Origin of the sequence: Pseudomonas asturiensis (assembly GCF_900143095.1) — a bacterium.
In the GTDB taxonomy this organism is placed as follows: domain Bacteria; phylum Pseudomonadota; class Gammaproteobacteria; order Pseudomonadales; family Pseudomonadaceae; genus Aquipseudomonas; species Aquipseudomonas asturiensis.
Map to the genome: position 1 here is coordinate 61,489 of NZ_FRDA01000018.1, position 24,026 is coordinate 85,514.

The following is a 24,026-nucleotide window of genomic DNA, read 5'->3' on the forward strand; positions in this document are numbered from 1 at the left end:
GGATTCATCCATGCGTCTGTTTCGTTCATTGACCCTGCTGCTGGCGCTGGTCGCGCCAAGCGCTTTTGCAGAAGGCACCTATCAGGTGGAAATGATTCTGTTCCGCCAAAGCGGCGAGCCGGCCGCCACGCGCCAGCTTGCCCCGGAAGACTGGGCTGCAGGCGCGCAGAAGATCGGCGCCGACAATGAACGCAGCCCTGCACTCAACGACCTGGTGAGCAAGTTGCAAGGCAGTGGCAGTTATGAAGTGCTGATGCAGCGCGCCTGGCAGCAGACCGTGGGCACCGAGCCCGGTAAAATTGCCGTTACCGGCGGCAAGGAGCAGCTTGGCCACTTCCCGATCGAGGGTACGGTGAGCCTGGCGATGGATCGCTTTACCGATATCGACGCACAGTTCTGGGTCAATCAACTGGACCCGCATGGCGTGGTCGTCAGCAGCGAGCGCATGAAGCAGACCGCCAGGGTCAAAAACGGTGAGCTGACTTACCTGGACAACGGCAATCTGGCGCTGCTGATCAAAGTCTCTCCACTGTGATCGTTACGTATTCAAGGAGCACAGGCGTGCTCTCTTTCTTTTTGAGCATCGCTGCGGCGTAGGGCTTTTTTTAACTTGTCGTCCATTCTCGAAAAAGTCCTCGCCTCGGCCTGGGCAGACCTGTTCACTGATCGAACGCTTGAGCGCGGGCGCGACTATGCCCGTCAGAAACGCATCGTGCTGGAAGATTCCAGCCCGCAGATCATCCGTACCGCTTGCCGAGGTTCGGGGCTGGATATCTACACCCAGACCCTGCTGTTCAAGGACCCTGATCGCTATCGCAATTACCTGACCTGCAAATGCACCTGCCCGGTACGAAACGACTGCAAGCACTGTGTCGCGGCCATGTATTTTCTTCAGGACCCGACCAATCAGCCACTGTTGCAGGCCGCGCTGAGCACGCACGAACGCGAGATCAAGCCCCAGGCCGAGCCGAAACCCAGACTGCCCGAGCGTCTGGTCGATGACCTGCAACCCAAGCCGCGCCTGATTCTGGCCAGTATCGAATTCAGCGCCTACGAGCCGCGCAACGGACGCATGCAGCGGCACATTCAGCATCGCGCCGCACTGGCGTTTGCCTACGGCAAGCACTATGCCGTGGGCACCACCAATGTCAGCATTCTGGTGAGTTCGCTGGGCAGCGATCTGGTGAACCAGAAAAGCGACATCATCGAACACACTGAAACCGAAACCCTGCGCATCCGCCGTCAGGGCGAGCAGGAGCGGCAGCTTCGCCAACAGTTGACTGACCTGGGCTTCAAGGTGTCGACCCGGCAGAGCAAGGCCCTGCCGGATAGCGCGGGCGATATGTATGAGCTGCCGAACGACAAGGCCTGGCTGCATTTCGTGCTCGACGACCTTCCCAGGCTTCGCGAGCAAGGCTGGGAGATCGAGATTCAGGACGATTTCGGCTTCGACGTCACGCCCGTGGACGACTGGTACGCGGTCATCGACGAAGAAAACGAGCGCGACTGGTTCGATCTGGAACTGGGCATTATCGTCAATGGCGAACGCCTGAGCCTGCTGCCGATCCTGATCAACCTGATCCGCAGCCATCCTGAACTGATGAGCCCGTCTGCCGTGGCCAAACGCGGTGATGAAGAGCAACTGCTGGTCCAGCTCAATCACTTCACGCAAAGCGGCGGCAGTCCCGTGCAGATCGCCCTGCCCTATGGCCGTCTCAAACCGGTGCTGGCGACGCTGGGCGATTTCTACTGGCGTCAGGAAGGCAACAACGCGCTGCGCATGAGCAAAGCCGATGCGGCCCGCCTGACGCAACTCGAAGATCTGCCGCTGACCTGGCAGGGCGGCGACCGGCTTCGGCATTTTGCCGAGCGTCTGGTCAATATCAAGGATGCGCCGGTTGCCGTGCCGGACGGGCTGAACGCGACCCTGCGCCCCTATCAGCTCGAAGGCCTGAGCTGGATGCAGTCGTTGCGCGAGCTGGAGGTCGGCGGCGTGCTGGCCGATGACATGGGCCTGGGCAAGACCCTGCAGACCCTGGCGCACCTGCTGATGGAAAAACAGGCCGGGCGTCTGGACCGTCCGGCACTGGCGGTCATGCCCACCAGCCTGATTCCCAACTGGCTGGACGAGTCCGAACATTTCACCCCGGACCTCAAGGTGCTGGCACTGTATGGCGCCAATCGTCATCAGGACGCCAGCAACCTGCAGGACTACGACCTGATTCTGACCACCTACGCCTTGCTGCCCCGCGACCTCGAACTGTTGAAATCACAGCCGTTTCATCTGCTGATTCTCGACGAAGCGCAGTACATCAAGAACCCCAACAGCAAGGCCGCTCAGGCGGCACGCGACCTCAACGCACGCCAGCGTCTGTGCCTGAGCGGTACGCCCCTGGAAAACCACCTGGGCGAGCTGTGGTCGCTGTTCCACTTCCTGATGCCCGGCTGGCTGGGTAACAGCAAGGAGTTCAACAGCAATTACCGCACCGCCATCGAGAAGCACGGCAATCAGGACCGCCTGCAACACCTGAATGCGCGTATCAAGCCGTTCCTGCTGCGCCGCACCAAGGAGCAGGTGGCGACCGAACTGCCGCCCAAGACCGAGATCATTCACTGGGTGGACCTCAACGACGCACAGCGCGACGTTTACGAAACCGTACGCCTGGCGATGGACAAAAAGGTCCGGGACGAGATTACCCGCAAGGGCGTGGCACGCAGCCAGATCATCATCCTCGAAGCGCTGCTCAAACTGCGTCAGGTGTGCTGCGACCTGCGTCTGGTCAACCAGGACATGCCGGTCAATAGCAAGCAGGGCACCTCGGGCAAGCTCAACAGCCTGATGGAAATGTTCGAAGAGCTGCTGGCCGAAGGGCGCAAGATCCTGCTGTTCTCCCAGTTCACGTCGATGCTGACCCTGATCGAAGCCGAGTTGAAACAGCGCGGCATCGCCTACGCCCTGCTCACCGGCTCGACCCGCGACCGGCGCACGCCGATTCACGACTTCCAGAGCGGCAAGCTGCCGATCTTCCTGATCAGCCTCAAGGCGGGCGGCACCGGGCTGAACCTGACTGCCGCCGACACCGTGATTCACTATGATCCGTGGTGGAACCCGGCAGCCGAAAACCAGGCCACTGACCGCGCCTACCGTATCGGTCAGGACAAGCCGGTGTTCGTCTACAAAATGATCGCGCGCGGCACGGTGGAGGAAAAAATCCAGCGCCTGCAACGCGAGAAATCAGCCTTGGCGGCGGGTGTTCTGGATGGCCGCACCAGTGGCGACTGGAAGCTGCGCGACGAAGACCTGCAGGCCCTGTTCGCCCCTCTTCCGGCCGCCCCCAAGAAGTCCAGAAAATAGCAGCCGAGAATGCAGGCGCTGAGCTACTATCGGCAGCGCTCGCACCCTCGCCGTTTGCTCGTTAAAAGGATTTCTCATGCGTACCCGATTGCTCAGCGCTGTGGCGGTCATGGCAAGCTCTGCCCTTCTCAATCAGGCTCAGGCCAGCGGCGATGACTCCTGTTATCCGTCCTGGAACGTGCTCAAGGAAAATCTGGACGCGTGCAGCAACCTGCCGTTCCTGAGCCCGGGCAACGACAGCGAGGTCAATCTGCGCCTGTTGCTGGCAGACAAGGGGCTGAACACGTTTCAATTGCCAGCCGATAAAAACCTGGAGTTGAATGAAGGTTACGGCGCGGTGCCGTTCTCGCTCTTTCGCTTCGGCGCGACGGATCTGGTCGAGCCAGCGCAGCCGGGCGAGACGAACGCCGCACCGCTGCAATCATCGCTGACCCCCTTGCTTGAAAAGCTTGGGCTGACACGTGGCGAGACCCCGGCGGCAGGCGATGCGTTTCTGGACGGTGAAGGCAGCCGCTGTCGCAGCAACTCCGACGACAGCGCTCAAGCGTTCATTGAGGAGGTGTCGGTCAGCACTGACCTGACCGACACCGAGCGCAAGGCACTGGCAAGTAGCCGCTTGCAGATGCTGAGCGCATGCAGCTGGGATGCCGATACCCGAGAGGCGCTGCAACCCAAGGCCATCGAATCTGCAACCGGCAAAGCGTTCGGCACTTATCTGCGTGCGTCCAGCGCCTTCTACAACGGAGCATTCGATGAAGCGCTGAGCGGATTCAACGCGCTGTCAGACAGCACGCAGCCCTGGCTCAAGCAAACCGCGCTCTACATGATTGCTCGTACGAAGTTGAACGCCGCCCAGCAGGACGTGTTCGACGAATACAGTCAGTTACTGCGCGACAAAGTCGACAAGACCGCTCTTGCAGATGTCGACGCTGCATTCAAACAGTACCTGGACAGCTATCCCGACGGCGACTACTCGGAATCCGCTCAAGGACTTTTGCGGCGCGTCCACTGGCTGGCCGGCGATGACGTGAAACTGGCCGAAGACTACGCCCGACAGCTCAAGCAACAAGGCCAGAAGCCGGAGTACCTTGACCCGCTCGTCACCGAGATGGACCGTTCGATACTGAGCAGCGCCGGACAAAACCTGCATACGCCCTGGATGCTGGCGATCACCGATCTGATCCGCATGCGCGAAACGTCCGCCCCCAGATTGAGCGAAGCCGATCTGAAAACCCAGGAACCGCTGTTTGCCGATCAGCCCGAGCTCTACCGCTATCTGCAAGGCGCCCTCGCGCTGTACGTCTTGGACGACCCGGAACACGCCCTGAAACAGCTGCCGACCGAGCTGCCGGAACACCTCGATTACGTCACCTTCAGCCAACACCTGCTGCGTGGCCTGGCGTTGCAGGCCCGACAAGACTTCAAGGGTGCGCAGGCCCTGTGGCTGGACATGCTGCCGCGCGCCACCCAGCCGTTGCAACGTGAACAACTGGAACTGGCGTTGGCCATGAGTTTTGAACGCGATGAGCAACTTTCCCGGGTGTTCGCAGCCGACTCGCCCATCCACTCGGCCAAAGTCCGTTACATCCTGCTCAGCCATGTCGCCGATGCCGACCTGCTGCGTCAACAGACGACCCAAGGCCCGACTGAAACCGAACGCAACACGGCACTCTTTGTACTGCTGTACAAGGATCTGATGCGCAAACGGTACGCAGATTTTGCCGAGGACCTTAAGCGTCTGCCGGAAAAACTGCCGGAGGAAAAACTGGGTTACGCCTTGGGCTACACCTATGAAAAAGGCCCGTCCCTGAGCTTGTTCCAATGGCAGGGCGACAAAGCCGAAGCCGCTTACACCTGCCCCGCTATCGTGCAGACAGCCGCCGCCTTGAAGCTTGACGAGAAGGATGCCAAAGCACTGAACTGCATGGGTGAGTTCATCCGTGGCAACAGCCTCGACGGCATGCCGCTGGACACCAAACGCAATGCCGACACCTTGGGTGGCAGCGCGCCGGGCTTCAGCGGCGAGGTGTTTTCCAGACTGGAAGGCTACAAGACCGTCATCGCCACCCCCAAGGCCCCGCGTGACGAAAAAGCCTACGCCCTGTTTCGGGCGATAAACTGCTACGGCCCGTCCGGCTACAACACCTGCGGCGGCAAGGAAGTCGAACCGTCTGTGCGCAAAGGCTGGTTCCGCCAGTTGAAAAAGGACTTCGCCACCACTCAGTGGGGCGAGGCCCAGCAGTACTACTGGTAATGCGTAGCCAGGTTCGCTACAGCCTGGCCCTGCTCTGCCTCTTGGCATTCGGTCAGGCAGGCGCAGCGGTCAAGGCTGAAGACTACGACGCGTTCTGGCTGTGGGCGGGGGTCAAACCGCAGCCGGTGATGGAACAGGCAAAAACCCTTTATGTGCTGCAAGGCCAGGTCAGCACATCGCGCCGCGACCCGCAGCAAGGCGTCAACTTCATCGCGCAAGGCGTGTCGGTCACACATCTTCCTCAGGAGCAGGTGTGGCTGGTCTACCGCGCCCACACGCTGCGCTGGCCGGACGCTGTCTATCGGCAGTTGCTCGGCCAGGTTCAGCGCTGGAAGGCCACTGGCACGCACGTCATCGGCATTCAGATTGATTTCGATGCCCGTACCCGTTATCTGAACGAGTACGTCGGTTTTCTGCGCGACCTGCGCCAGCGCATGCCCGACGACGCTCGCCTGAGCATCACCGGCCTGATGGACTGGAGCAGCAACGCCGACATCACCGCTATCGGCGAACTCCAGGGCGTGGTGGATGAAGTAGTGGTGCAAACCTATCAAGGCCGCCGGAGCATTGCGGATTACGCCGCCTACCTGCCTCGCCTCAGTCGCCTTGGCCTGCCTTTCAAGGTCGGACTGATCCAGGGTGGCGACTGGCAAGCGCCGGGCTATCTGAGCGACAGCCCATGGTTCAAGGGTTACGTGGTGTTCCTGCAGAATCCCGGGCCTCAGCGCTGATCGAGAATCTGCGCCGTGGAAAGCACCGTGGCGTACTCGCCGTGAAGATTGGCCAGTGACATCGCATGAACCTCTTCGGCGCTGCGCTGCGTGCCAAAGAAGTCCGCCTGATCGAAGGTGAAGCAGGCATCATGAGCGACGATGACCTCGAACCCCAGGTTGCCTCCGCTGCGTGCCGTGGACTCCACGGAGTTGTTGGTGACCACACCTGCAATGACCAGTTGCCGAATCCCGTCGGAACGTAGCCACATTTCCAGAAACGAGCCGCAAAAGGCATCGGGCACTTGCTTGCTCAGCTCACGCTCGTCCGCTTGCGGCACAAAGGCTGGCTGATACTCCACGCCAGACTGCTCGGGCCAGAACACCGAATCAGGCGAGGTGGAAAAGTGCCGGACATGAATCACCGGACGGCCCGTCTGACGCCAGGCAGACAGCAGTTCGGACAGACGGTCTTCGGCCTGAGGATTGTTACGCCGCCCCAGCTTTGGGTGATTGATGCCTTGCTGCAAGTCGATCAGGACCAGTGCGCTATTGGGTTGAATGTCCATCGGGGTTCGTTTCCTTGAAATTTTTGAGCCCGACAGTAGCCATAATCCGCGCACAGTTCCAGCGCGACATCAGGCCCCAGACAGCTTATTGCGACTACGCTGTCTACGCACATGCATTCCCTATCGCATCCACACACTGGAGAACATCATGAATCAGCACCTGCCCCTCACCGGCAAAGTCGCCTTCGTTCAAGGCGGCTCCCGTGGGATCGGCGCGGCCATCGTCAAGCGCCTGGCCAAGGAAGGCGCTGCCGTCGCCTTTACTTACGTCAGCTCTGAAGAGACAGCGCAGGAGCTACAAGGCAGCATCACCGCCAACGGTGGCCACGCACTGGCCATTCGAGCCGACAGCGCCGATGAAAAAGCCATCCGCCAGGCCATTCAGACCGCTGCCGAAAACCTGGGCGGGCTGGATATTCTGGTCAACAACGCAGGCGTGCTGGCCATCGCCCCGCTCAACGAATTCACCATGCAGGATTTCGACAGAACCCTGGCCATCAACGTACGCAGTGTCTTCATCGCCAGCCAGGAAGCCGCGCGCCACATGGGTGAAGGCGGACGCATCATCAACATCGGCAGCACCAACGCCGACCGCATGCCCTTTGCCGGCGGCGCGACGTATGCCATGAGTAAATCGGCACTGGTCGGCTTGACCAAAGGCCTGGCACGCGATCTCGGCCCGCAAGGTATTACCGTCAACAACGTCCAGCCCGGTCCGGTCGACACCGACATGAACCCCGCGCACGGCGATTTTGCCGAAACCCTCAAAGCGATGATGGCCATCCCGCGCTACGGCACGAGTGAAGAAATCGCCAGCTTCGTCGCCTACCTCGCAGGCCCCGAAGCGGGCTACATCACCGGCGCGAGCCTGACCATCGACGGCGGTTTCGGCGCCTGAGCACAGCGGTCACGTAAAGACCCAGGCTGGTCCGGCCTTCCCATGAAAGCCAAAGCCAGCCTGTCTGCACCGAGCTTCAGGTAGGCAGACTGTGTTTTTTGCTTAACCGCATGAAAATTCTGAAAAAAAGTTTTGCGTTCCGAAAAGCTTTCGACTACATTAGCGCGCCTCGACAGACACAACGTTGTCAGCGAGATACGGTGAGGTGTCCGAGTGGCTTAAGGAGCACGCCTGGAAAGTGTGTATACAAGAAATTGTATCGAGGGTTCGAATCCCTCCTTCACCGCCATATTCGAAACAGCCCAAACCCCTGACAATCCTAGCGAATGTCAGGGGTTTTGTGTTTATGGAGTGGCTGCCAGGACCAAAGCAGGACCAACGTAGCGTTTTCCACGCCGTTCAAGCCCCATCTGCCCCCCCTTCCCCGGCGTCCTGCCAACGAACATCACTGCCGATAATCGCAACCTCAACGAAAGATAATGACCGCCGCCACAGCGATTACGGCGACGACACCGAACACCATGCGCGCCAGCCAGGGGGCGGTCAGCCATACCCCGGTCACGCCAGCGATCTGGCCGATGTTTTTTTCACTGAAATAACGGTTTGAAGGCGACTCTCTGAACGGGTTGCCGCAATGCGGGCATGCATGGGCTTTATCGGAAATTTTTGCAGAGCATTCCGGGCAGTCAATCAGGCTCATTGCGTATCGTCCTTTTCATTAATGAATGGCTGCGAAGCTAAAAGAAGACCCGATTTTCCGGTTTTGGTTCTGTGATCGGAAAACGCCGCGCTTATCTGTGAGCGCTTTCACAAAACAGTTGATGCCGGAATTCGCGGCTTGATTCGTTATAATTCCGCCACGGATTCAATGCCCAAAGACCTTCCTGACGCGCCCGACAGACCGAGACAGCCGGCGCAGAACTCAAGGAGAGATGTTTGAAACCTGAAAAACATGGGCAGGAACTGCGCTTGGCCGCCGTGCCATTGTGTGCTGGCGTCGTGTTCGCTGTTACGCGCGGGATGACCGAAGTGTGGAATGGCGAGAACCTGACACCGGGTTTTCTGTACGGCAGTTTCATTGGCATTGTTCTGGGGATTCCCCTGCTGCTGCGCAGCGATGCGAAAGGTAAGGACTCCCTTGGTCGCCATCTGCTGAATGCGCTGATACAGGCGCTGGTCGCATGGCTGCTGGCGGGTGCTTCACTCGCTTATCTGCCACTCGCCATCGGCCGTGGCGTCGCCCTTGGATTACTCTTTTCGGCCACAACCTACGGCATTCGCAAGCTGTATCAGGGCCATGACCCAAGCCGTCCAGCGAGGCGTGGCTGGTTGTATGCCGTTCCATTGTCAGGGGCGCTGACACTGGGTGTGGCTGCGAGTCTGGGCTTCTCAGCCGAATCGGATGAGCGCCTTTCGTTATTTATCCTGCCGTTCATGGTCGGCGGTTTTCTGGGCATGTTGGCTGGCTGGCCCGTTTTGTGGTGCGTCGAGCGCTACCTGCACACACCGCTGCGTTACATCGCCGGAGGCATGATCACCGGATTGCTGATCTGGACGGCCATTATCCTGCCCAATCTTGTTGAAGCTACGCGTGCATTCATGTCAGGTGATGCCTATGCCTGGCCGAGGGAATTTCTCGGCGGCGCAACGTTTTTTGCAGGGATCGGAATGATCGCAGGCCTCGTGTGTACGCTGATCAACCTGTGTGCTGAGCGCATCAAAGGGATAAAGAACTCAGCTCCTCTGCCCTGATCTGCACAGCGTCAGTCGATAACGCTACCCGTCACGGTGACAGGCAGCGGCGCGACAGATGCGCACACCGCCCTCTTGTGGATTCACTGCGGGTTTCTGCCTGCCTGCGACTGCGGTAGCATTCTCGGCTTTGGGGATCAGCCCTCAAACGGCTGTCATGGGGCATCAATGAAGAAGACCGCGCTATTCGTGCTTGCGCTAGCGGTTCACCTGAGCGCTCAGGGCGCAGGCGATGCAGAGGCTGGCAAGGCGGTGTTCACGCGACTCTGCTCCGGCTGTCACAAGATCGGACCCTCGGCACGCAGCGCATTCGGTCCGCCGCTGAACGGGATCATCGATCGCCAGGCGGGTCAGCAACCGGATTATGTTTACACCGATGCGATGAAAAATTCCGGGATTGTCTGGACGCGAGAGCAGTTGACGACCTACATCAAGGACCCGAGCGCCGTGGTGCCCGGCACGCGCATGAAACTGTGGTGGATGGGCAATGATCAGCGCATGGAAGATCTGCTCGAATACCTGCACGCCAATCCGTAACCCTGAGAACGCGCGCAACGAAAATGCCCCTGGACGTCTCCGGGGGCACATGTCATTCGCCTGTTACTTGTCTGATTCGTAGGGCGGGTAGTCGTCTTTCGTGCCGTGTTCCTTGGCAGGTGTTTTCGCAGGCTTGACCGGATCGACTTGCGGATCGGCGGCATCCGGTGATTCGGTATCGAAGTCCGGTGTGTCGGTGTTGTTAGTGCTTGGCTTGTTGCCAGTCATATGCGCCTCCGTTGATTAAAACGTACAACCTGTTACTTCAGAGGTGTGATCCCCTCAGGCGTGCCATGGGACTGACGAACGGGGCCATCTGGCAGGTGCCGACGACAACTGGTAGCCTTGCGCCATTCATGGAGGATGACGATGAAAAGGCTTTCATTGACGCTGGCAGTCGCCGCGTTATCGATTTCAGGTCTGGCGCACAGCGAGATATTCAAATGCACCTCCCCTCAAGGCCGGGTGAGTTATGCATCCATGCCCTGCGAAAGCGGCCTGCAGAGTAGCGTGCAGCGCGCTGGCCCGCCCAACATGCTGAGCAAGGGCGAGCCGGTCGATCAAGCGCATAAGCTCAACCTCAAAGCCACTGAATACCTGAAGGTAAGCGGCCGCGCGTCTGTCACGGTATACGAGACGGAATCCTACAAGGCCTTTCAGAGAAATCGTCCGCCGCCGCCCAACGTGCCGTCGCAATGCCACGGCCCGCATTATGACAGCCAGTGTTTTGATCCTTCGGGCGGCACATCCTCCAGGAAAGCAGCCTCCGGCAACTGAGACTACTCGGCGCGGACCTCACTGATCTGCACCACCGGAATCAGGTCGGTGTAGTTGATGATATCGGCGTTGATGCGCTCCTGATGCGGCCCCATACCGGCCTGAAACGCTTCGACGGACTCGCAATAAATGTGGCACATGCCGATGTAGACCGGGTTGGAGCCGGGCGTTGCGCCGCCCACTCCCTTATCGACGCTGTAGCGTTTGCAGTGCTCGCCCATCAACGACTGCACCAGTGGCATGTGCTGGTCGCGATAGTAGTCATGGTCGAACCGGGCGCCTTCTTTATACGGGTACAGCACGCTGACTTTAATCATCTCGATATCTCCGATAGCCGCCAAAAATCACCTTGGCACTCTACCGTGATTATTCACGGCAAAGGGATGTGACAACACTGGCACGCGTTTCTCCCTTCCCGCACAATCACGCCGTTTGGCCAGACCGCGTTGAAACGATGTCCGGCTGCCCTGTCAGATCGAGGAACACCGCATGAATGCTCTTGAGTGGAACGAGGCCGCCCTGGCGAAATACCTCTCGACCCATCCCACGCTGAAAGATGAAATCAGCAACCTCAGCGCCACAGAACAGAAGCAGCAAGTCCAGTGGGCGTTCGAGGATGAAGCCGAAAGCCAGGGCATCGAACCCTGGGAACTGGCGCTGGAGTTGATTGCACAATCCCCGGAGGAGTTGCAGCAGATGCGCCTTGAAGCCCATGCACAGGTTGCCGAAGCCCTGGGCATGGACTGGGACGAGTACTGTGAGCTGAATGACATCAAGTTGTAACTGCCCGGCCCGTGCACAATCAGTGACCCATCAGTCAGCGCTTTACCTCTGCATGACGGGTGAGTAACGTCTGCTCACTTCAATAAAAAGGAATCGTGTCATGAGTGATCTGGTCTCGTACCACCTGGACGATGGCATCGCCACGCTGACCCTGAACAATGGCAAGGTGAACGCCATTTCCCCGGACGTCATCGCCTCGTTCAATGCCGCGCTGGATCAGTCCGAGAAGGATCGGGCGGTAGTGATTGTGACCGGACAGCCCGGCATTCTGTCCGGCGGCTATGACTTGAAAGTCATGACATCGAGTGCCGAAGCGGCCATCAGTCTCGTGGCCCAGGGCTCGACACTGGCGCGGCGCCTGTTGTCTCACCCTTTTCCGGTCATCGTTGCCTGCCCGGGGCATGCGATTGCCAAGGGCGCGTTTCTGCTGCTGTCGGCCGATTATCGAATCGGTGTCGAAGGGCCGTTCAATATCGGCCTGAACGAAGTGCAGATCGGCATGACCATGCATCACGCCGGCATCGAGCTGGCACGTGATCGCCTGCGTAAGTCGGCCTTCAACCGGTCGGTCATCAACGCCGAGATCTTTAGCCCCGAGGGAGCGCTGCAGGCCGGCTTCCTGGATCAGGTGGTCAGCGTTGAAGCCTTGGTGCCAACGGCACGTGCCGTCGCCACGCAGTTGAAGAAAATCAATATGAATGCTCACAAGAAAACCAAGCTCAAAGCCCGCAAAGCGCTGCTCGACATCCTTGACGCCGCCATCGAAGAAGACAAGCAACACACGCTGTAAGTCTCACCACAAAGCCCGCCATGGCGGGCTTTTGTCTATCGGCGAACTCCTGCGCGTTTGGTTAATCTCATTAGCCACCGCGCATCCGTTTTGCGCCATTGCCACATAGAGGAAGCGATAGCACCATGGGCCGAGTTGTTGCAGCCGCGGTTTACAGCAAGGGCAAGAAAGTTACGGATATCAGCCTTGATGAAGGCGCGGCATGGGCCGCCAAGCCGGATCACTTTGTGTGGATCGGCCTGGAGCAACCCAATGCCCAGGAGCTCACCAGCCTGAAGAAGCAGTTCAACCTGCATGAACTGGCACTCGAAGATGCAATGGAAGTTCACAGCCGCCCCAAGCTTGAAACCTTTGGTGATGCGCTGTTCATCGTGACGTACACCCCGGTTCGCGACAACGGCAAGTTGCTGTTCATCGAGACCCACATCTTTGCCGGCAAGGGCTACGTCATCACCTCGCGCAACGGCCACTCCAAGTCCTACGGACTGGTGCGCCAACGCTGTGAAGCCAGGCCTCTGCTGCTGGAACACGGCGAAGACTTCGTGTTGTATGCGCTGCTGGATTTTGTCACCGAGAACTATCAGCCGGTCACCGAGGCGATCCACGCCGATCTGGAAGTACTGGAGCAGAACGTGCTGGGCGGCGCACTGCGCGAGTCCGACATTCAGCACATTCATGCCCTGCGGCGTGACCTGCTCAGAATGCGGCGTTATGTGGCGCCTATGGTGGAGGTCGGTGAGGAATTGCAGAAGCTCAGCTTTCCGTTCATCGACAAGAACATGCGACCTTACTTCCGTGACGTCGAGATCCATGTCAAACGACAGATGGAAGACCTGGGCAACCTGTGCGACATCGCCAGCCAGACGATCGAAATCGGCCTGCTCCTGGAGTCCTCGCGACAAAGCATTGTGCAGCGCAAGTTTGCCGGCTGGGCCGCCATTCTGGCGTTCCCGACTGCCATCGCGGGCATCTATGGGATGAACTTCGAAAACATGCCGGAACTGAAATGGCACTACGGCTATTTCATTGTGCTGGGCGTGATCGTTGGCGGGTGTTCAGCGCTGTTTGCCAGCTTCAGGCGCTCAGGCTGGTTGTAGCCTCACGCGCAGACGTCCGTGAACAAATGAGCCATGTTTACGGGGGAGGCAAGCCGCCTCCCCCCGCTCGTCCGCTTGCTGATAAAAATCAGATCACACCGCCGCAGCATCCGGCTTGTGCGCCACGAAACGCATCATCCATTCGGCAACGGTCACGCCATGATGGTCATGATCAAGGCTGGCCATGCCTTTCTGGTAAACCTGTTCACCCAGCGACTGCTGGCGAATCTCCAGCAGGGTACGCGAATAGTCATGAATGAACTCAGGGTGCCCCTGGAAGCACAGCACCTGATGGTTGATGTGGTAGGCGGCAAACGGGCAGAAGTCGCTTGAGGCGATGACCGTCGCATTCTCCGGCAACGTGGTGACCTGGTCCTGATGACTGATCAGCAGCGTAAGGTTTTCCACAGCAGGTGACATCCACGGCGTGGCGGACGCCAGCTGGTAGTGATGGATACCGACGCCCCAGCCTTGCGCGGCACGCTCGGTCTTGCCGCCCAACAGCAGCGCCAGCAACTGATGACCGAAGCAGATGCCCAGCAACTTGTCGCCACGCTCATAACGCGTGAGCAGATAGTCTTTGAGAACCTGAATCCAAGGATCGGTGCCAAACGAGTCGGCCTTGCTGCCGGTGACCAGATACGCGTCGAATTCATCATCATCTGACGGATAAACGCCTTGCATAACGTTGTAGATCTGGAACTGGGCAGCAATCGGCTGGCGGGCGAACAACATCTCGAACATGTGCCCATAGCCCTGATATTGCTCAACCAGCTCAGGGCGCAGGATATCGGTTTCCAAAATACAGATGCGTAACGGCATATAAAGAGGACCTGACACAGTGACAAAGCAATATCGTAAGCGCGAAGCCTGCCTTGAAGCCCCTTCCAAATCAAGTTGAGAGTTGCCCGACACACGTTCGATGCGTTGAATCAAAGCGTGGGCAAGGACCGAATGATCTGGCAGGAGACCCTGCCTCGAACCGAAAGGCAGATAGGCGCTTCGAGCCGTTGTAGGACTTTTCCTGCCCGGACGAACGGTAGAAGACTAACGATTTCCCTCAACGTGTCTAGCAAAGGCCTGAACGGGTTTTGCGGTCGAGATATATAACAAATAACCTTCACTTTTTATTTTTACATTCCCAACCGTTCTAAACGGCATTGCACTGCGACCCTAAGGTTAAGTCTGTAACAGAACGGCGCTATAAAAATATCGCGAGCGCCCGGCTGCCGGTCGATTGATCGGAGCTCACTGTTCGAGTGCTTCACCTTTGCCAGCTGCCCGTTGTGCCGTTCATCAATCCGGTCAGCTTTTGTCGCTCAGGAATAACAACAAAAGGCAGTCAGCCATGTTCAAACATTCGAAAGTACGCCAGGCGGGTCTTATTGTCTTCGCCACCACGCTCTTATTGATCTTGCCGAACCTGACTCGACTGTTCGGTTAGACCAACATGCGCTGTCGAACTGCGCGCAACTGTGCCACTCTTCTCACTCCAATAAAGGGAGAAAGGCTCATGCGCCGATGGATAGCGTTGTGTATGGCCCTCACAGGCAGCCTTGTTGCGCAGGCCGGGGAAGTGGATCAGGCCGCTGCAGTGGCCGCACTCAAGGAAGGCAAGCTGGCGATGGATGTTCGCAGCCAGACCGACTACGACGCGGGGACTGTACTTAATGCGGTGCGCGTTGATCAGGTGCGACTGGTCAATCAGATGAAACTGGTACTCAACGACCGCAATGCCGTGTTCGTCATTTTCAGCAGTTCAAATGAAAAAGCCAGTAAAGCCCAGGACAAGCTTATGAAAGCGGGCTATTACAGCGTCATAAACGGCGGCAACTATGAAGAGTTGCACAACGCGCTGTATGACATTACGGACGATCCTGCAGAGTAAATAAACCGTCTGATAAATCCGGATAAACAACAGGCCGTGAACGCTCATCCGTGCACGGCCTGTTACCTCGATGGGTTATCCGGGCTTACTGGTGTTGCGCCTGCCCCTGAACGCGGGCTTTGGTCTTGGGCACGCTGACCACAGGTGACACCACCACTTTGGCGTGCATCTGTTCTGCCCCGCCACCGCGCCGCATGCCACGCACCGGACAGGCATCCAGATAGTCCAGACCGACTGCCAGCTTCAGATGGCGCTCAGGAATGGCCAACTGGTTGGTCACGTCAAAGCTGTACCACGCATCATCGATCCAGGCCTCGGCCCACGCATGGCTGGACAAATGATCGCTGTCCTCGCTGCACAGGTAGCCCGAGACATACCGCGCCGGTACACCCAGGGTTCGAGCACAGGCCAGAAACGCGTGAGTGTGGTCCTGACAGACCCCGGAACGCCCGGCAAAAGCCTTGGCCGCACTGGTGTCGACTTCCGTCGCGCCCTGCGTGTAAGTCATGTGCTGGTTCAGCGCCTGCATCAGGTCGATCAACGCGCTGCGATCGATACGCTTGCCACACTGCGTAGCCGCGAAGCTGCGAATGGCCTCGTCAGGTTCGGTCAGACGCGTTACGCGCAAGAACGGCAAGGGTGATTGGCTTTCATGCTCGGCCTCGCAGGTCGCGTCGATCTCCACTTGTCCACGGGCACCGATGATGATGGCCTTGTGCGGCTCTTCAAGACTCAAGACATGCAGAATGTTGCCGAACGGATCGACCTGCGCACGCACTGCGCGCGGTAGGGTCAACTGCCAGCTGAGCACCTTCTGGCGCTCGCTGTCGTGAGGTGTCAGACGCAGATACTGGATACTGGAACGCACCTGATCATCGTAGTGATAGGTGGTTTCGTGGCTAATTGAGAGTCTCATGCAGCCTCCAGGTACGAAATGTGGATAGCATCACCCAGTTGGGCCAGCATCGGGATGAATTCGTTCAACCACTCATGCAGACCTTCATCCAGGATCTGGTCGATACTGGTGTAGCGCAGTCGTGCGTCCATCTCGGCGGCCATGCGCTGTGCAGGCCTGCCGTTGACACCCGGCAGGCTGGCCAGAATCAGGTCCATCTCTTCCAGGCATGCACGCAACGAACGCGGAATGTCGGCGCGCAACAGCAGCAGCTCGGCAACCTGTCGGGCGCCCGGTGCGTCACGGTAGACTTCGGTGTACGCCTCGAACGACGACAGCGCACGTAACAACGCACTCCACTGGTAGTAACCGGCGGCGGAACTGTCTGCCGCCGCATTGGCCTGAGGGCCGCGCAGTTCGAGCATTTCATAGCGTGCGTCGAGCATGCGCATGGTGTTGTCGGCGCGCTCGATGAATGTCCCCAGACGAATGAAACGGAACGCATCGTTACGCATGATGGTGCCGTACGTTGCGCCGCGAAACAGGTGCGAGCGCTCCTTGACCCATTCACAGAAACGGCTCATGCCGTAGCGCGTCAGGCCCTGCTGCGCGATACCACGAATTTCAAGCCACGTGGAGTTGATGTTCTCCCACATGTCGGCCGTGATCCGGCCGCGCACGGCGTGAGCACTGGCCCGTGCCGCACCCAGACAGCTATAGATGCTGGCCGGGTTACTCGCGTCCAGCGCAAAGAAATGCAGCATGCGTTCGGCGTGCAATTCGCCATGACGCTCGATGTAGGTTTCCAGCGTACCGGTGATCAACAGCGGCATGGCTATTTCATCCAGCCCGTCGCCGCGCCCGTCCTGGGGCATCAACGACAGCGAATAGCTCACGTCCAGCATTCGGGCGAGGTTCTCCGCTCGCTCCAGGTAACGCGACATCCAGAAAAGATCCGAGGCAGTTCTACTTAACATTGGCAGGCATCCTTAATCCTCGACCACCCAGGTGTCTTTGGTTCCGCCACCTTGCGACGAATTCACCACCAGCGAACCTTCACGCAAGGCCACTCGGGTAAGGCCGCCGGGGACAACGCGGGTTTCGCGACCGGACAGAACAAAGGGGCGCAGATCGATGTGGCGCGGGGCGATGCCGTTCTCGACAAACGTCGGACAGGTCGACAGGCACAAGGTGGGTTGAGCGATGTACGCATGCGGCTTGGCTTTGAGACGTGCCCGGAAGGCTTCGATCTCGGCGGCCGTGGCGGCAGGACCGACCAGCATCCCGTAGCCGCCCGACCCTTGGGTTTCCTTGACGACAAGGTCCTTCAGATTGGCCAGCACGTGGGACAGCTCTTCAGGCTTGCGGCATTGCCAGGTGGGTACGTTCTTGAGAATCGGCTCTTCGTCCAGGTAGAAACGAATCATGTCGGTGACATACGGGTACACCGACTTGTCGTCCGCGACGCCGGTGCCGATGGCGTTGGCCAGCACCACATTGCCGGAACGATACGCCGCCAGCAGGCCGGGCACACCCAGCATCGAATCCGGGTTGAAGGCCAGCGGATCGAGGAACGCATCGTCCAGGCGACGGTAGATCACATCCACGGCTTTCGGGCCATCGGTGGTGCGCATGAAGACGCGATCATCACGCACGAACAGGTCGGCACCTTCCACCAGCTCGACCCCCATCTCGCGTGCCAGAAAGGCGTGCTCGAAGAAGGCACTGTTGAAACGGCCAGGCGTGAGTACCACCACGCTCGGGTTGTCCAATGGGCTGGAGCTTTTGAGCGTATCGAGCAGCAGGTTCGGGTAGTGATCGATCGGTGCGATGCGTTGTGCCGCGAACAGCTCGGGGAACAGGCGCATCATCATCTTGCGATCTTCGAGCATGTAGCTCACGCCACTGGGCGTACGAAGATTGTCTTCCAGCACGTAATACGTGCCGTCGCCATCGCGGACCAGATCGACGCCGGAGATGTGCGAGTACAGGTCACGGTGCAGGTTCAGGCCTTGCATCGCCAGCTGATATTGCTCATTGGCCAGCACTTGCTCGGCAGGAATGATTCCGGCCTTGATGATGCGCTGATCGTGATAGAGGTCAGCAAGAAACATGTTCAGCGCTTTGACGCGCTGGATGCAGCCGCGCTCTACAACCCGCCATTCGCTGGCCGGGATACTGCGCGGGATGGTATCGAACGGAATGAGCCGCTCGGTGCCCTGCTCGTCACCATAGAGCGTGAACGTGATCCCGGCACGATGAAACAGTAAATCGGCTTCACGCCTGCGTTGAGCCAGAAGCTCAGGGGGCGTATCGCCTAACCACCGGGCAAATTCCCGGTAGTGCGGGCGGACCAGACCGCCAGCGTCGTACATCTCGTCATAAAAGGTGCGGATCATGCCGTACTCCTTGTCACCATGGACACCTTAGGCTTCGCAAGGCCCGTGCCACCGGCATAAACGCTTGAATATCAATAAGTTAGATATACATCTGACGATCTGCGCACCATTCCTGTGCACTAAACGCCCCAGCTACTTCTCCTACGCCTCATTCGGAAGCGTCATTCAACCGTGAAATCTATGATCAGCATAGTCAGAGTTGATTTCCGGTGGCGATATTAGTTCGCCATAATCGCCAGCAACCGAGCAAACAGGGCATCAAACGTCACTTTTGCCCCGCCCCTTATTTTTCAGCGAGCGCGATCCACCTGACACGTTCCTGACCTGACTTCCCTTTGAGCCACTCTCTTGAGTGGCTTTTTTTTGCGCATGGAAATGTTTTCGAGAAAAGGCCTGCGCTCGGCCAACGGAACATGTTCTATGAGATACACGCCTTCCACGTTTCTGTGTTGAGGGTGAGACAGCACGTTCTCATGGACCCGGGAAGCCATCGAACCACCCCCGAAACAAGACCGGCCGACCCGGCGTTTTTTTCCAGGTCGACCGGTCAGTGCTCATGCTTCAGTGACAGCGGATCAGGCGTGCAGCCTTCTGATTTCCTGGGTCACACCCCAGCCTTCAACCTCCCCGTCCATTGGCGAAATAACGCTTTGAAAGTCCTGTTCGAAATCACCGATGCCGTCGTAAGTGGCGTACATCACCTTGCTCAACTGCAAATGCCAGGCACCGTCGTCGCGCACGTTGATCTGGGTGTTGAGGGATTCTCCGCGAAATTGCTCAGCAGCCTGCCGTGCCCGGTCCTCGTCGGGGAAAATGGCATAGAACTCGATGGGATGGATGCGTGCGAAGTCAAAACCGCCTTCTTTCATGCGGCGCAGTACGTTACTGCTGATGTCCTCTTGATAGGCTGTGCTCATGAAACGTCCTCCTATTCAACGATAGATAGAGTTTCAACTCTTCCAGAGCGATCCCGTGATCCGGGATCGCCGCACGACAGATACTCCGGCGTGAGGAATCAAGCATGTAGCTGACCGAACCTTGAACAGGTCGGAGATGGACGTGTGTCAGAGGCCGCTTTCACGGCCTCGTTTGCAGAGTAGACCCATTGCGAGGTCATTGCCAAGTGGTTGGCGCATCAAGATTTTTTGAGCAGCGGGTCAGCTCATTTCTGTAATGGAAATGATTTGCACACTGTTATGGTCCTTGAGCGTCTTGACGGTCGGCTGATCGGTCCGGCCCTCAAGGTCATTGAGATCCAACTCATCCGTGACCGGATACAAATCCTTGCGCAGCAGGCGCGCGGCGTCTTCGTCGCTGGGACGCTCCTGCCATTGCACCTCACGGCGTTGCTGCACGCCATCCTTGTCCAGATACAAAATGGCCCACTGTTTCATCAATGCCTCCAGAGTAGGCAAGCCAGGCACTCTGGCTTACCTACTCTGGACCCATTGCCAGCGGCATTCGTTCCAATGAATTGCGTCCTGAAACAGCCTCACACGGGCAAGAAAAAAGGCCCTCGCAGTCAATGCCGAGGGCCTCTCTTCTCACTGAAACGATCAACCCGACGCCTTGCCCGGCAGTCACCGGGCAAGGCTGCAGGTATCAGTTTCTGTTCTTGCTTGCCTCAACGCCTGCCGTGTTGTCCAGCAGGCTCTTGGTAGCGGTCTGCAGGAAGCTTTCCAGCTTGCGCTTGAGCTCCGCAGTATCCGGCGCGTCAGGCACTTCTTCGGCGTGCGGTTTGGCACCCAGCGTGTAGGTCAGCAGCTTGGCTGGCATTTCGGTCGGCTCGATCAGGATGCGATTGCCATTGATGATCGCCACCACCTGCTCACTGCCCGACGGCTTGATGACACCAAAGCCCTTGTCGCCTTCCGGCAGGTTGAGCAGGTCGCGTCCCCAGCACTGGTTGCGCGTCACGCCACCCAGACGACCCATGATGGTCGGTACGACGTCGACCTGGGTCCCCACGATGCTGCTGCGCTGGCCGAACTTTTCCTGCATACCCGGGGCGATCAGGAGCAGAGGCACGTTGAAGCGCCCCAGGTCCATTTCAGTCAGCTGTTTGTTGTTGCCGAAACCATGGTCACCCAGCACCACAAACAGGGTGTTCTTGTAGTAAGGCTCTTTCTTGGCTTTCTCGAAGAACTGGCCCAGGGCCCAGTCGGAATAGCGCATGGCCGTCAAATGCTCGTCCAGCGAACCATGCCCGGTTACGCGCTCGACCGGCAGGTTCTCCGGCAGTGCATAAGGCGTGTGGTTGGACAGGGTCTGCAGCAGCGCATAGAACGGCTTGCCGTTCTGACGCGCCTTGAGCTCTTCAGCGCCACGGTCGAACATGTCCTGATCGGACACGCCCCACGTCGGGTCGGAGAACACCGGATTGACGAAGTCTTCACGACCCACAAAGTTGGTCATGCCCTGGTTGCTGAAGAAGCCCGACTGGTTGTCCCACGCGAAGTTGCCGTTGTACACATAGACGTCGTCGTAGTTACGACCTGTGCTCAGCAGCTGTGGCAGACCCGACAGCTTGTGGCTGCCTTCCGGGGTCTGCATCAGGTATTCGAAACCTGGCAGGTTCGGGAAGCAGGCCATGGTCGCGAACATCCCCTGGTGGGTGTGCGTGCCGTTGGAGAAGAAATGATCGAACAGCAAGCCTTCCTTGGACAGCCTGTCGAAGTTCGGCGTGATGTTGGCCTCGCTGCCCAGCGCTCCGACCGAGTGACCCGCAAAGCTTTCCATCAGGATCACGACCACGTTGCGGATCGGCAACGTGTTTTCCGCGGGCGGCGTGAAGTCACGACGAACGGCGGCGATGTCCGGCTCGACCAGCTTGTCGTGAGAGGTCAGCAGCATGTCACGCACGGTCTGCTGGGCGTCGGCCTGAGGCAGCGTGGATTTCCAGATATTGTCGCGGTCCTCGGACATGCGGCTCTTGGCAGCCGTGATCAAGGTCAGCGTGCCATTGAGGCCCAACTGGTTGGCGAAATTCGATTCGGTGGTGTACGCATCTCCCCAGCGCAGGGGCGGACCCTGGCGCAGGGTGCCACGGGCACAGATAACCGCAACGATCAGAACCAGAAAGAACACACCCACACGCATGTACCACGGCGCGATGGCGCGAGTGCCCACGCTTGTGCCCGACACTGCATGACGCGGGCGCGTGGCACGGTCGATGCCTTTGAATACCAGGCTCAACAGCCAGGTGACCACGGCCCAGGCCAGCAGGTAACGCACGACCGGGAAGCCGTACCACAACATGCTCAGGACGGTTTTCGGGTCTTCTTTCACGTACTGGAACACCAGGCCGTTCAGGCGCTGGTGAAACTCACGGTAGAAGTCCATCTCCATCAGGCCAAAGAACAGCGTGATGCTACCGACCAGGGTCAGCCAGAACCGGAAGAAACCGCGCGCCGCCATGGCCCGCGCGCTGAACAGGGCCAGCATCAACGGGATAAGCAGGTAAACCGTCAGGCGCAGGTCGAAACGCATGCCGTTGAACAACGCTTCGATGAAGGTCGAGGCTGGCGTATCGCCGATCATCTCGCGGTTATAAACCAGCAGCCCGATACGCAGCAGCGTGTACATCACCATCAGGGCCAGGCCACTGAGCAAGGTGTACGCCAGGTGCGATTTGACGGTGGGGTTTTGCAGGCGGGACAAGGCTTGCCGATGAATCTGGGCGTCCGTTTTGGCCATGGTTGTCAGGATCCGGTGGATTCAGGGTGGGTTCAGACGTGCGACACCGACGCTCCATCGTGTGGGCAGTCGGGTGCAAGGGGGGCAGATAGTACTTGATCGCCAGGTGTTTGGCGCTCGTTCAGCGTGTCTCGTTCAGCGTCAGAAACCATCTGCAGGTTAAGCATCGCGCGCAATTCTGTGCCAGGAGGTGTGAAAATTTTGTCGCATCAAGCGCACAGGCAGCGGGGGCCGGAACGTTTCAGGCGATCACGCCTGAAACGTCTTGCACAGCCTCTTTTCCGGTTTCAGTCGTTGCTGGGCTTGCTGATCGCCTGGAGTACGAACTGCGGCAACGCGAACGCGCCGATGTGCACCTCAGGGTTGTAGTAACGGGTCACGACGCCGCTGCCGGCGAAACGCTGACGCAGGGTTTCCAGCGGCAATTTGCGATAGGCCTTGTCGGTGGCCCCCCACGCAAAGGTCATGGCACCACCGATGTAGGTCGGCACCGCCGCCTGGTAGAAATGCCAGTCAGCGAACAAGCCTTTCATGCGCCCGGCGGTGGTCTGCACGCCGTCCAGTTGCATGAACGGCGTGCCGTTCTGGGTGACCAGTATCCCGCCCTCGTTCAGGCAGCGGTGGCAGGCTTGATAGAAATTCTCCGAGAACAGCACCTCTCCAGGACCGATAGGGTCGGTGGAGTCAGAAATGATCACGTCAAACTTTTCTTCGGTGGTTGCCACGAAGCGCATGCCGTCGTCGATCACCAGATTCAGACGTGAATCCTCGAAAGCGCCATTGGAGTGATTAGGCAGAAACTCCTTGCACATCTCGACCACGGTGCCATCGATCTCGACCATGGTGATGTGCTCGACCGTCGAGTGCTTGGCCACTTCACGAAGCATGCCGCCGTCGCCGCCGCCGATGATCAGTACGCGCTTGGCAGCACCGTGGGCCAGGATCGGCACGTGGGTGAGCATCTCGTGGTAGATAAACTCATCGGCCTCGGTGGTCTGGATAACACCATCGAGCGCCATGACACGGCCCATGCGCGGGTTCTGGAAAATCACCAGATGCTGATGCTCGGTGCGCACTTCATGAAGCATTTTTTCCATACGAAAGCGCTGGCCGTAGCCTTCGTATAACGTTTCCTGATAATCACTCATGGATAAGCTCCTGAAAAAGACAGATGACAGGACGGCCGGCCGCCCGCAACAAAGGCGCGCATTCTACGTCGCGGAACATGACAGGTCGAACCTCTCTACACTCAGCCTGACGTGCGAGCCCTTCAGACAGCTTCTCTGTAACGCAAAAAGCGCCTGATTACCCGTGTAATCAAGCGCTTTGTGTCCAGCAACCCCAGGGGTCAGATACGCACGTTGCCACGCGGACCTGCAATCGCCCAGATGATCAGGCCCAGTACAGGCAGCAGGACAATCAACAACACCCAGAGGATCTTAATGCCGGTTTCCGCACCGCTTTTAAGCACATTGATAATGGCCCAGATATCGAGCGCGAGGATGATCAAACCGACCAGACCGTTAAACGTGGAACCCATGGTGTTGCCCCTGATTGAATGCAGTTACTTCTAGGATAGTCGCGCGGTTCGGGGGTTCCGTTGAACCAACGGCATATTTTCGGGCT

25 protein-coding genes and 1 tRNA gene are annotated in these 24,026 nt (G+C 58.6%); 13 read left to right on the plus strand and 13 right to left on the minus strand.

The genetic code is table 11. The annotated features are described in order from the left end of the window. Nucleotides 1–10 precede the first annotated feature (10 nt). The 4 genes from BUB69_RS23875 (at nucleotide 11) to BUB69_RS23890 (ending at nucleotide 6,340) form a co-directional block, all read left to right on the plus strand. Complete coding sequence (locus BUB69_RS23875; protein ID WP_073171494.1) at nucleotides 11–535, plus strand: CsiV family protein; 525 nt, start codon at nucleotides 11–13, stop codon at nucleotides 533–535. Between the two features lie 75 nt (nucleotides 536–610). Next, nucleotides 611–3,355, plus strand: a complete 2,745-nt coding sequence (locus BUB69_RS23880; RefSeq protein ID WP_073171497.1) for a DEAD/DEAH box helicase — start codon at nucleotides 611–613, stop codon at nucleotides 3,353–3,355. 76 nt (nucleotides 3,356–3,431) lie between these two features. Further along, complete coding sequence (locus tag BUB69_RS23885; RefSeq protein WP_073171500.1) at nucleotides 3,432–5,609, plus strand: PA5441 family protein; 2,178 nt, start codon at nucleotides 3,432–3,434, stop codon at nucleotides 5,607–5,609. Next, on the plus strand, nucleotides 5,609–6,340 hold the full coding sequence (locus BUB69_RS23890) for a DUF3142 domain-containing protein (protein WP_073171504.1): 732 nt from the start codon (nucleotides 5,609–5,611) through the stop codon (nucleotides 6,338–6,340). The genes BUB69_RS23885 and BUB69_RS23890 overlap by 1 nt, the downstream gene beginning before the upstream one ends. Here BUB69_RS23890 and BUB69_RS23895 read toward each other — a convergent pair. Further along, nucleotides 6,331–6,888, minus strand: coding sequence for a cysteine hydrolase family protein (locus BUB69_RS23895; RefSeq protein ID WP_073171507.1), 558 nt, complete (start codon nucleotides 6,886–6,888; stop codon nucleotides 6,331–6,333). The genes BUB69_RS23890 and BUB69_RS23895 overlap by 10 nt on opposite strands. Before the next feature lie 148 nt (nucleotides 6,889–7,036). Here BUB69_RS23895 and BUB69_RS23900 point away from each other — a divergent pair, with 148 nt between their 5' ends. After that, the gene (locus BUB69_RS23900) at nucleotides 7,037–7,786 is read left to right on the plus strand and encodes a 3-oxoacyl-ACP reductase family protein (protein ID WP_073171510.1); all 750 of its coding nucleotides are present in this window, start codon (nucleotides 7,037–7,039) and stop codon (nucleotides 7,784–7,786) included. A gap of 199 nt (nucleotides 7,787–7,985) precedes the next feature. Beyond that, nucleotides 7,986–8,075, plus strand: a tRNA-Ser gene (locus BUB69_RS23905). Between the two features lie 177 nt (nucleotides 8,076–8,252). Here BUB69_RS23905 and BUB69_RS23910 read toward each other — a convergent pair. Next, the gene (locus tag BUB69_RS23910) at nucleotides 8,253–8,486 is read right to left on the minus strand and encodes a zinc-ribbon domain-containing protein (RefSeq protein ID WP_073171512.1); all 234 of its coding nucleotides are present in this window, start codon (nucleotides 8,484–8,486) and stop codon (nucleotides 8,253–8,255) included. A gap of 236 nt (nucleotides 8,487–8,722) precedes the next feature. Here BUB69_RS23910 and BUB69_RS23915 point away from each other — a divergent pair, with 236 nt between their 5' ends. Beyond that, nucleotides 8,723–9,538 (plus strand): hypothetical protein, encoded by an 816-nt coding sequence (locus tag BUB69_RS23915; protein ID WP_073171514.1) that lies wholly within the window; start codon nucleotides 8,723–8,725, stop codon nucleotides 9,536–9,538. Nucleotides 9,539–9,706: 168 nt separating this feature from the next. Then, nucleotides 9,707–10,075 (plus strand): c-type cytochrome, encoded by a 369-nt coding sequence (locus BUB69_RS23920; protein WP_073171517.1) that lies wholly within the window; start codon nucleotides 9,707–9,709, stop codon nucleotides 10,073–10,075. 63 nt (nucleotides 10,076–10,138) lie between these two features. Here BUB69_RS23920 and BUB69_RS28955 read toward each other — a convergent pair whose 3' ends face one another. Then, nucleotides 10,139–10,303: a DUF6021 family protein gene (locus BUB69_RS28955; protein WP_073171520.1), complete on the minus strand. Its 165-nt coding sequence runs from the start codon at nucleotides 10,301–10,303 to the stop codon at nucleotides 10,139–10,141. Between the two features lie 141 nt (nucleotides 10,304–10,444). Between BUB69_RS28955 and BUB69_RS23930 the strand changes: the two genes are divergently transcribed. Then, nucleotides 10,445–10,852 carry a DUF4124 domain-containing protein gene (locus tag BUB69_RS23930; protein ID WP_073171523.1) on the plus strand — a complete coding sequence of 136 codons (408 nt, stop codon included), beginning with the start codon at nucleotides 10,445–10,447 and terminating at the stop codon, nucleotides 10,850–10,852. A 2-nt stretch (nucleotides 10,853–10,854) separates the two neighbouring features. Here the strand turns inward: BUB69_RS23930 and BUB69_RS23935 are convergent, their stop codons facing one another. Beyond that, nucleotides 10,855–11,169, minus strand: a complete 315-nt coding sequence (locus BUB69_RS23935) for an EthD family reductase (protein WP_073171526.1) — start codon at nucleotides 11,167–11,169, stop codon at nucleotides 10,855–10,857. A 172-nt stretch (nucleotides 11,170–11,341) separates the two neighbouring features. Here BUB69_RS23935 and BUB69_RS23940 point away from each other — a divergent pair, with 172 nt between their 5' ends. The 3 genes from BUB69_RS23940 (at nucleotide 11,342) to BUB69_RS23950 (ending at nucleotide 13,522) form a co-directional block, all read left to right on the plus strand. Beyond that, the gene (locus tag BUB69_RS23940) at nucleotides 11,342–11,635 is read left to right on the plus strand and encodes a DUF6388 family protein (RefSeq protein WP_073171528.1); all 294 of its coding nucleotides are present in this window, start codon (nucleotides 11,342–11,344) and stop codon (nucleotides 11,633–11,635) included. Nucleotides 11,636–11,735: 100 nt separating this feature from the next. Then, a complete protein-coding gene (locus BUB69_RS23945) occupies nucleotides 11,736–12,425 on the plus strand; it encodes a crotonase/enoyl-CoA hydratase family protein (RefSeq protein ID WP_073171531.1) in 690 nt (229 codons plus the stop codon). Nucleotides 12,426–12,550: 125 nt separating this feature from the next. Beyond that, nucleotides 12,551–13,522: a magnesium and cobalt transport protein CorA gene (locus BUB69_RS23950; RefSeq protein WP_073171534.1), complete on the plus strand. Its 972-nt coding sequence runs from the start codon at nucleotides 12,551–12,553 to the stop codon at nucleotides 13,520–13,522. A 93-nt stretch (nucleotides 13,523–13,615) separates the two neighbouring features. Here BUB69_RS23950 and BUB69_RS23955 read toward each other — a convergent pair whose 3' ends face one another. Continuing rightward, on the minus strand, nucleotides 13,616–14,344 hold the full coding sequence (locus BUB69_RS23955) for an amidotransferase (RefSeq protein WP_073171537.1): 729 nt from the start codon (nucleotides 14,342–14,344) through the stop codon (nucleotides 13,616–13,618). Nucleotides 14,345–15,035: 691 nt separating this feature from the next. On the opposite strand from BUB69_RS23955, the gene BUB69_RS23960 reads away from it, so the two are divergent. After that, nucleotides 15,036–15,410: a rhodanese-like domain-containing protein gene (locus BUB69_RS23960; protein ID WP_073171540.1), complete on the plus strand. Its 375-nt coding sequence runs from the start codon at nucleotides 15,036–15,038 to the stop codon at nucleotides 15,408–15,410. A gap of 85 nt (nucleotides 15,411–15,495) precedes the next feature. Here BUB69_RS23960 and BUB69_RS23965 read toward each other — a convergent pair whose 3' ends face one another. The 8 genes from BUB69_RS23965 to BUB69_RS24000 form a co-directional block, all read right to left on the minus strand. Continuing rightward, nucleotides 15,496–16,326 carry a transglutaminase family protein gene (locus BUB69_RS23965; protein ID WP_073171543.1) on the minus strand — a complete coding sequence of 277 codons (831 nt, stop codon included), beginning with the start codon at nucleotides 16,324–16,326 and terminating at the stop codon, nucleotides 15,496–15,498. After that, nucleotides 16,323–17,282, minus strand: a complete 960-nt coding sequence (locus BUB69_RS23970) for an alpha-E domain-containing protein (protein WP_073171547.1) — start codon at nucleotides 17,280–17,282, stop codon at nucleotides 16,323–16,325. The genes BUB69_RS23965 and BUB69_RS23970 overlap by 4 nt, the downstream gene beginning before the upstream one ends. A 12-nt stretch (nucleotides 17,283–17,294) precedes the next feature. Next, nucleotides 17,295–18,704, minus strand: coding sequence for a circularly permuted type 2 ATP-grasp protein (locus tag BUB69_RS23975; protein WP_004880943.1), 1,410 nt, complete (start codon nucleotides 18,702–18,704; stop codon nucleotides 17,295–17,297). A gap of 575 nt (nucleotides 18,705–19,279) precedes the next feature. Next, the gene (locus tag BUB69_RS23980) at nucleotides 19,280–19,621 is read right to left on the minus strand and encodes a ribonuclease E inhibitor RraB (protein WP_024688148.1); all 342 of its coding nucleotides are present in this window, start codon (nucleotides 19,619–19,621) and stop codon (nucleotides 19,280–19,282) included. Between the two features lie 240 nt (nucleotides 19,622–19,861). Then, the gene (locus tag BUB69_RS23985; protein WP_024694167.1) at nucleotides 19,862–20,098 is read right to left on the minus strand and encodes a hypothetical protein; all 237 of its coding nucleotides are present in this window, start codon (nucleotides 20,096–20,098) and stop codon (nucleotides 19,862–19,864) included. Between the two features lie 208 nt (nucleotides 20,099–20,306). Then, nucleotides 20,307–22,400, minus strand: coding sequence for an LTA synthase family protein (locus BUB69_RS23990; protein ID WP_073171550.1), 2,094 nt, complete (start codon nucleotides 22,398–22,400; stop codon nucleotides 20,307–20,309). A 287-nt stretch (nucleotides 22,401–22,687) separates the two neighbouring features. After that, nucleotides 22,688–23,548, minus strand: a complete 861-nt coding sequence (gene speE / locus BUB69_RS23995; protein ID WP_073171553.1) for a polyamine aminopropyltransferase — start codon at nucleotides 23,546–23,548, stop codon at nucleotides 22,688–22,690. A 200-nt stretch (nucleotides 23,549–23,748) separates the two neighbouring features. Continuing rightward, nucleotides 23,749–23,940 (minus strand): PLDc N-terminal domain-containing protein, encoded by a 192-nt coding sequence (locus BUB69_RS24000; protein WP_073171556.1) that lies wholly within the window; start codon nucleotides 23,938–23,940, stop codon nucleotides 23,749–23,751. Nucleotides 23,941–24,026 lie beyond the last annotated feature (86 nt).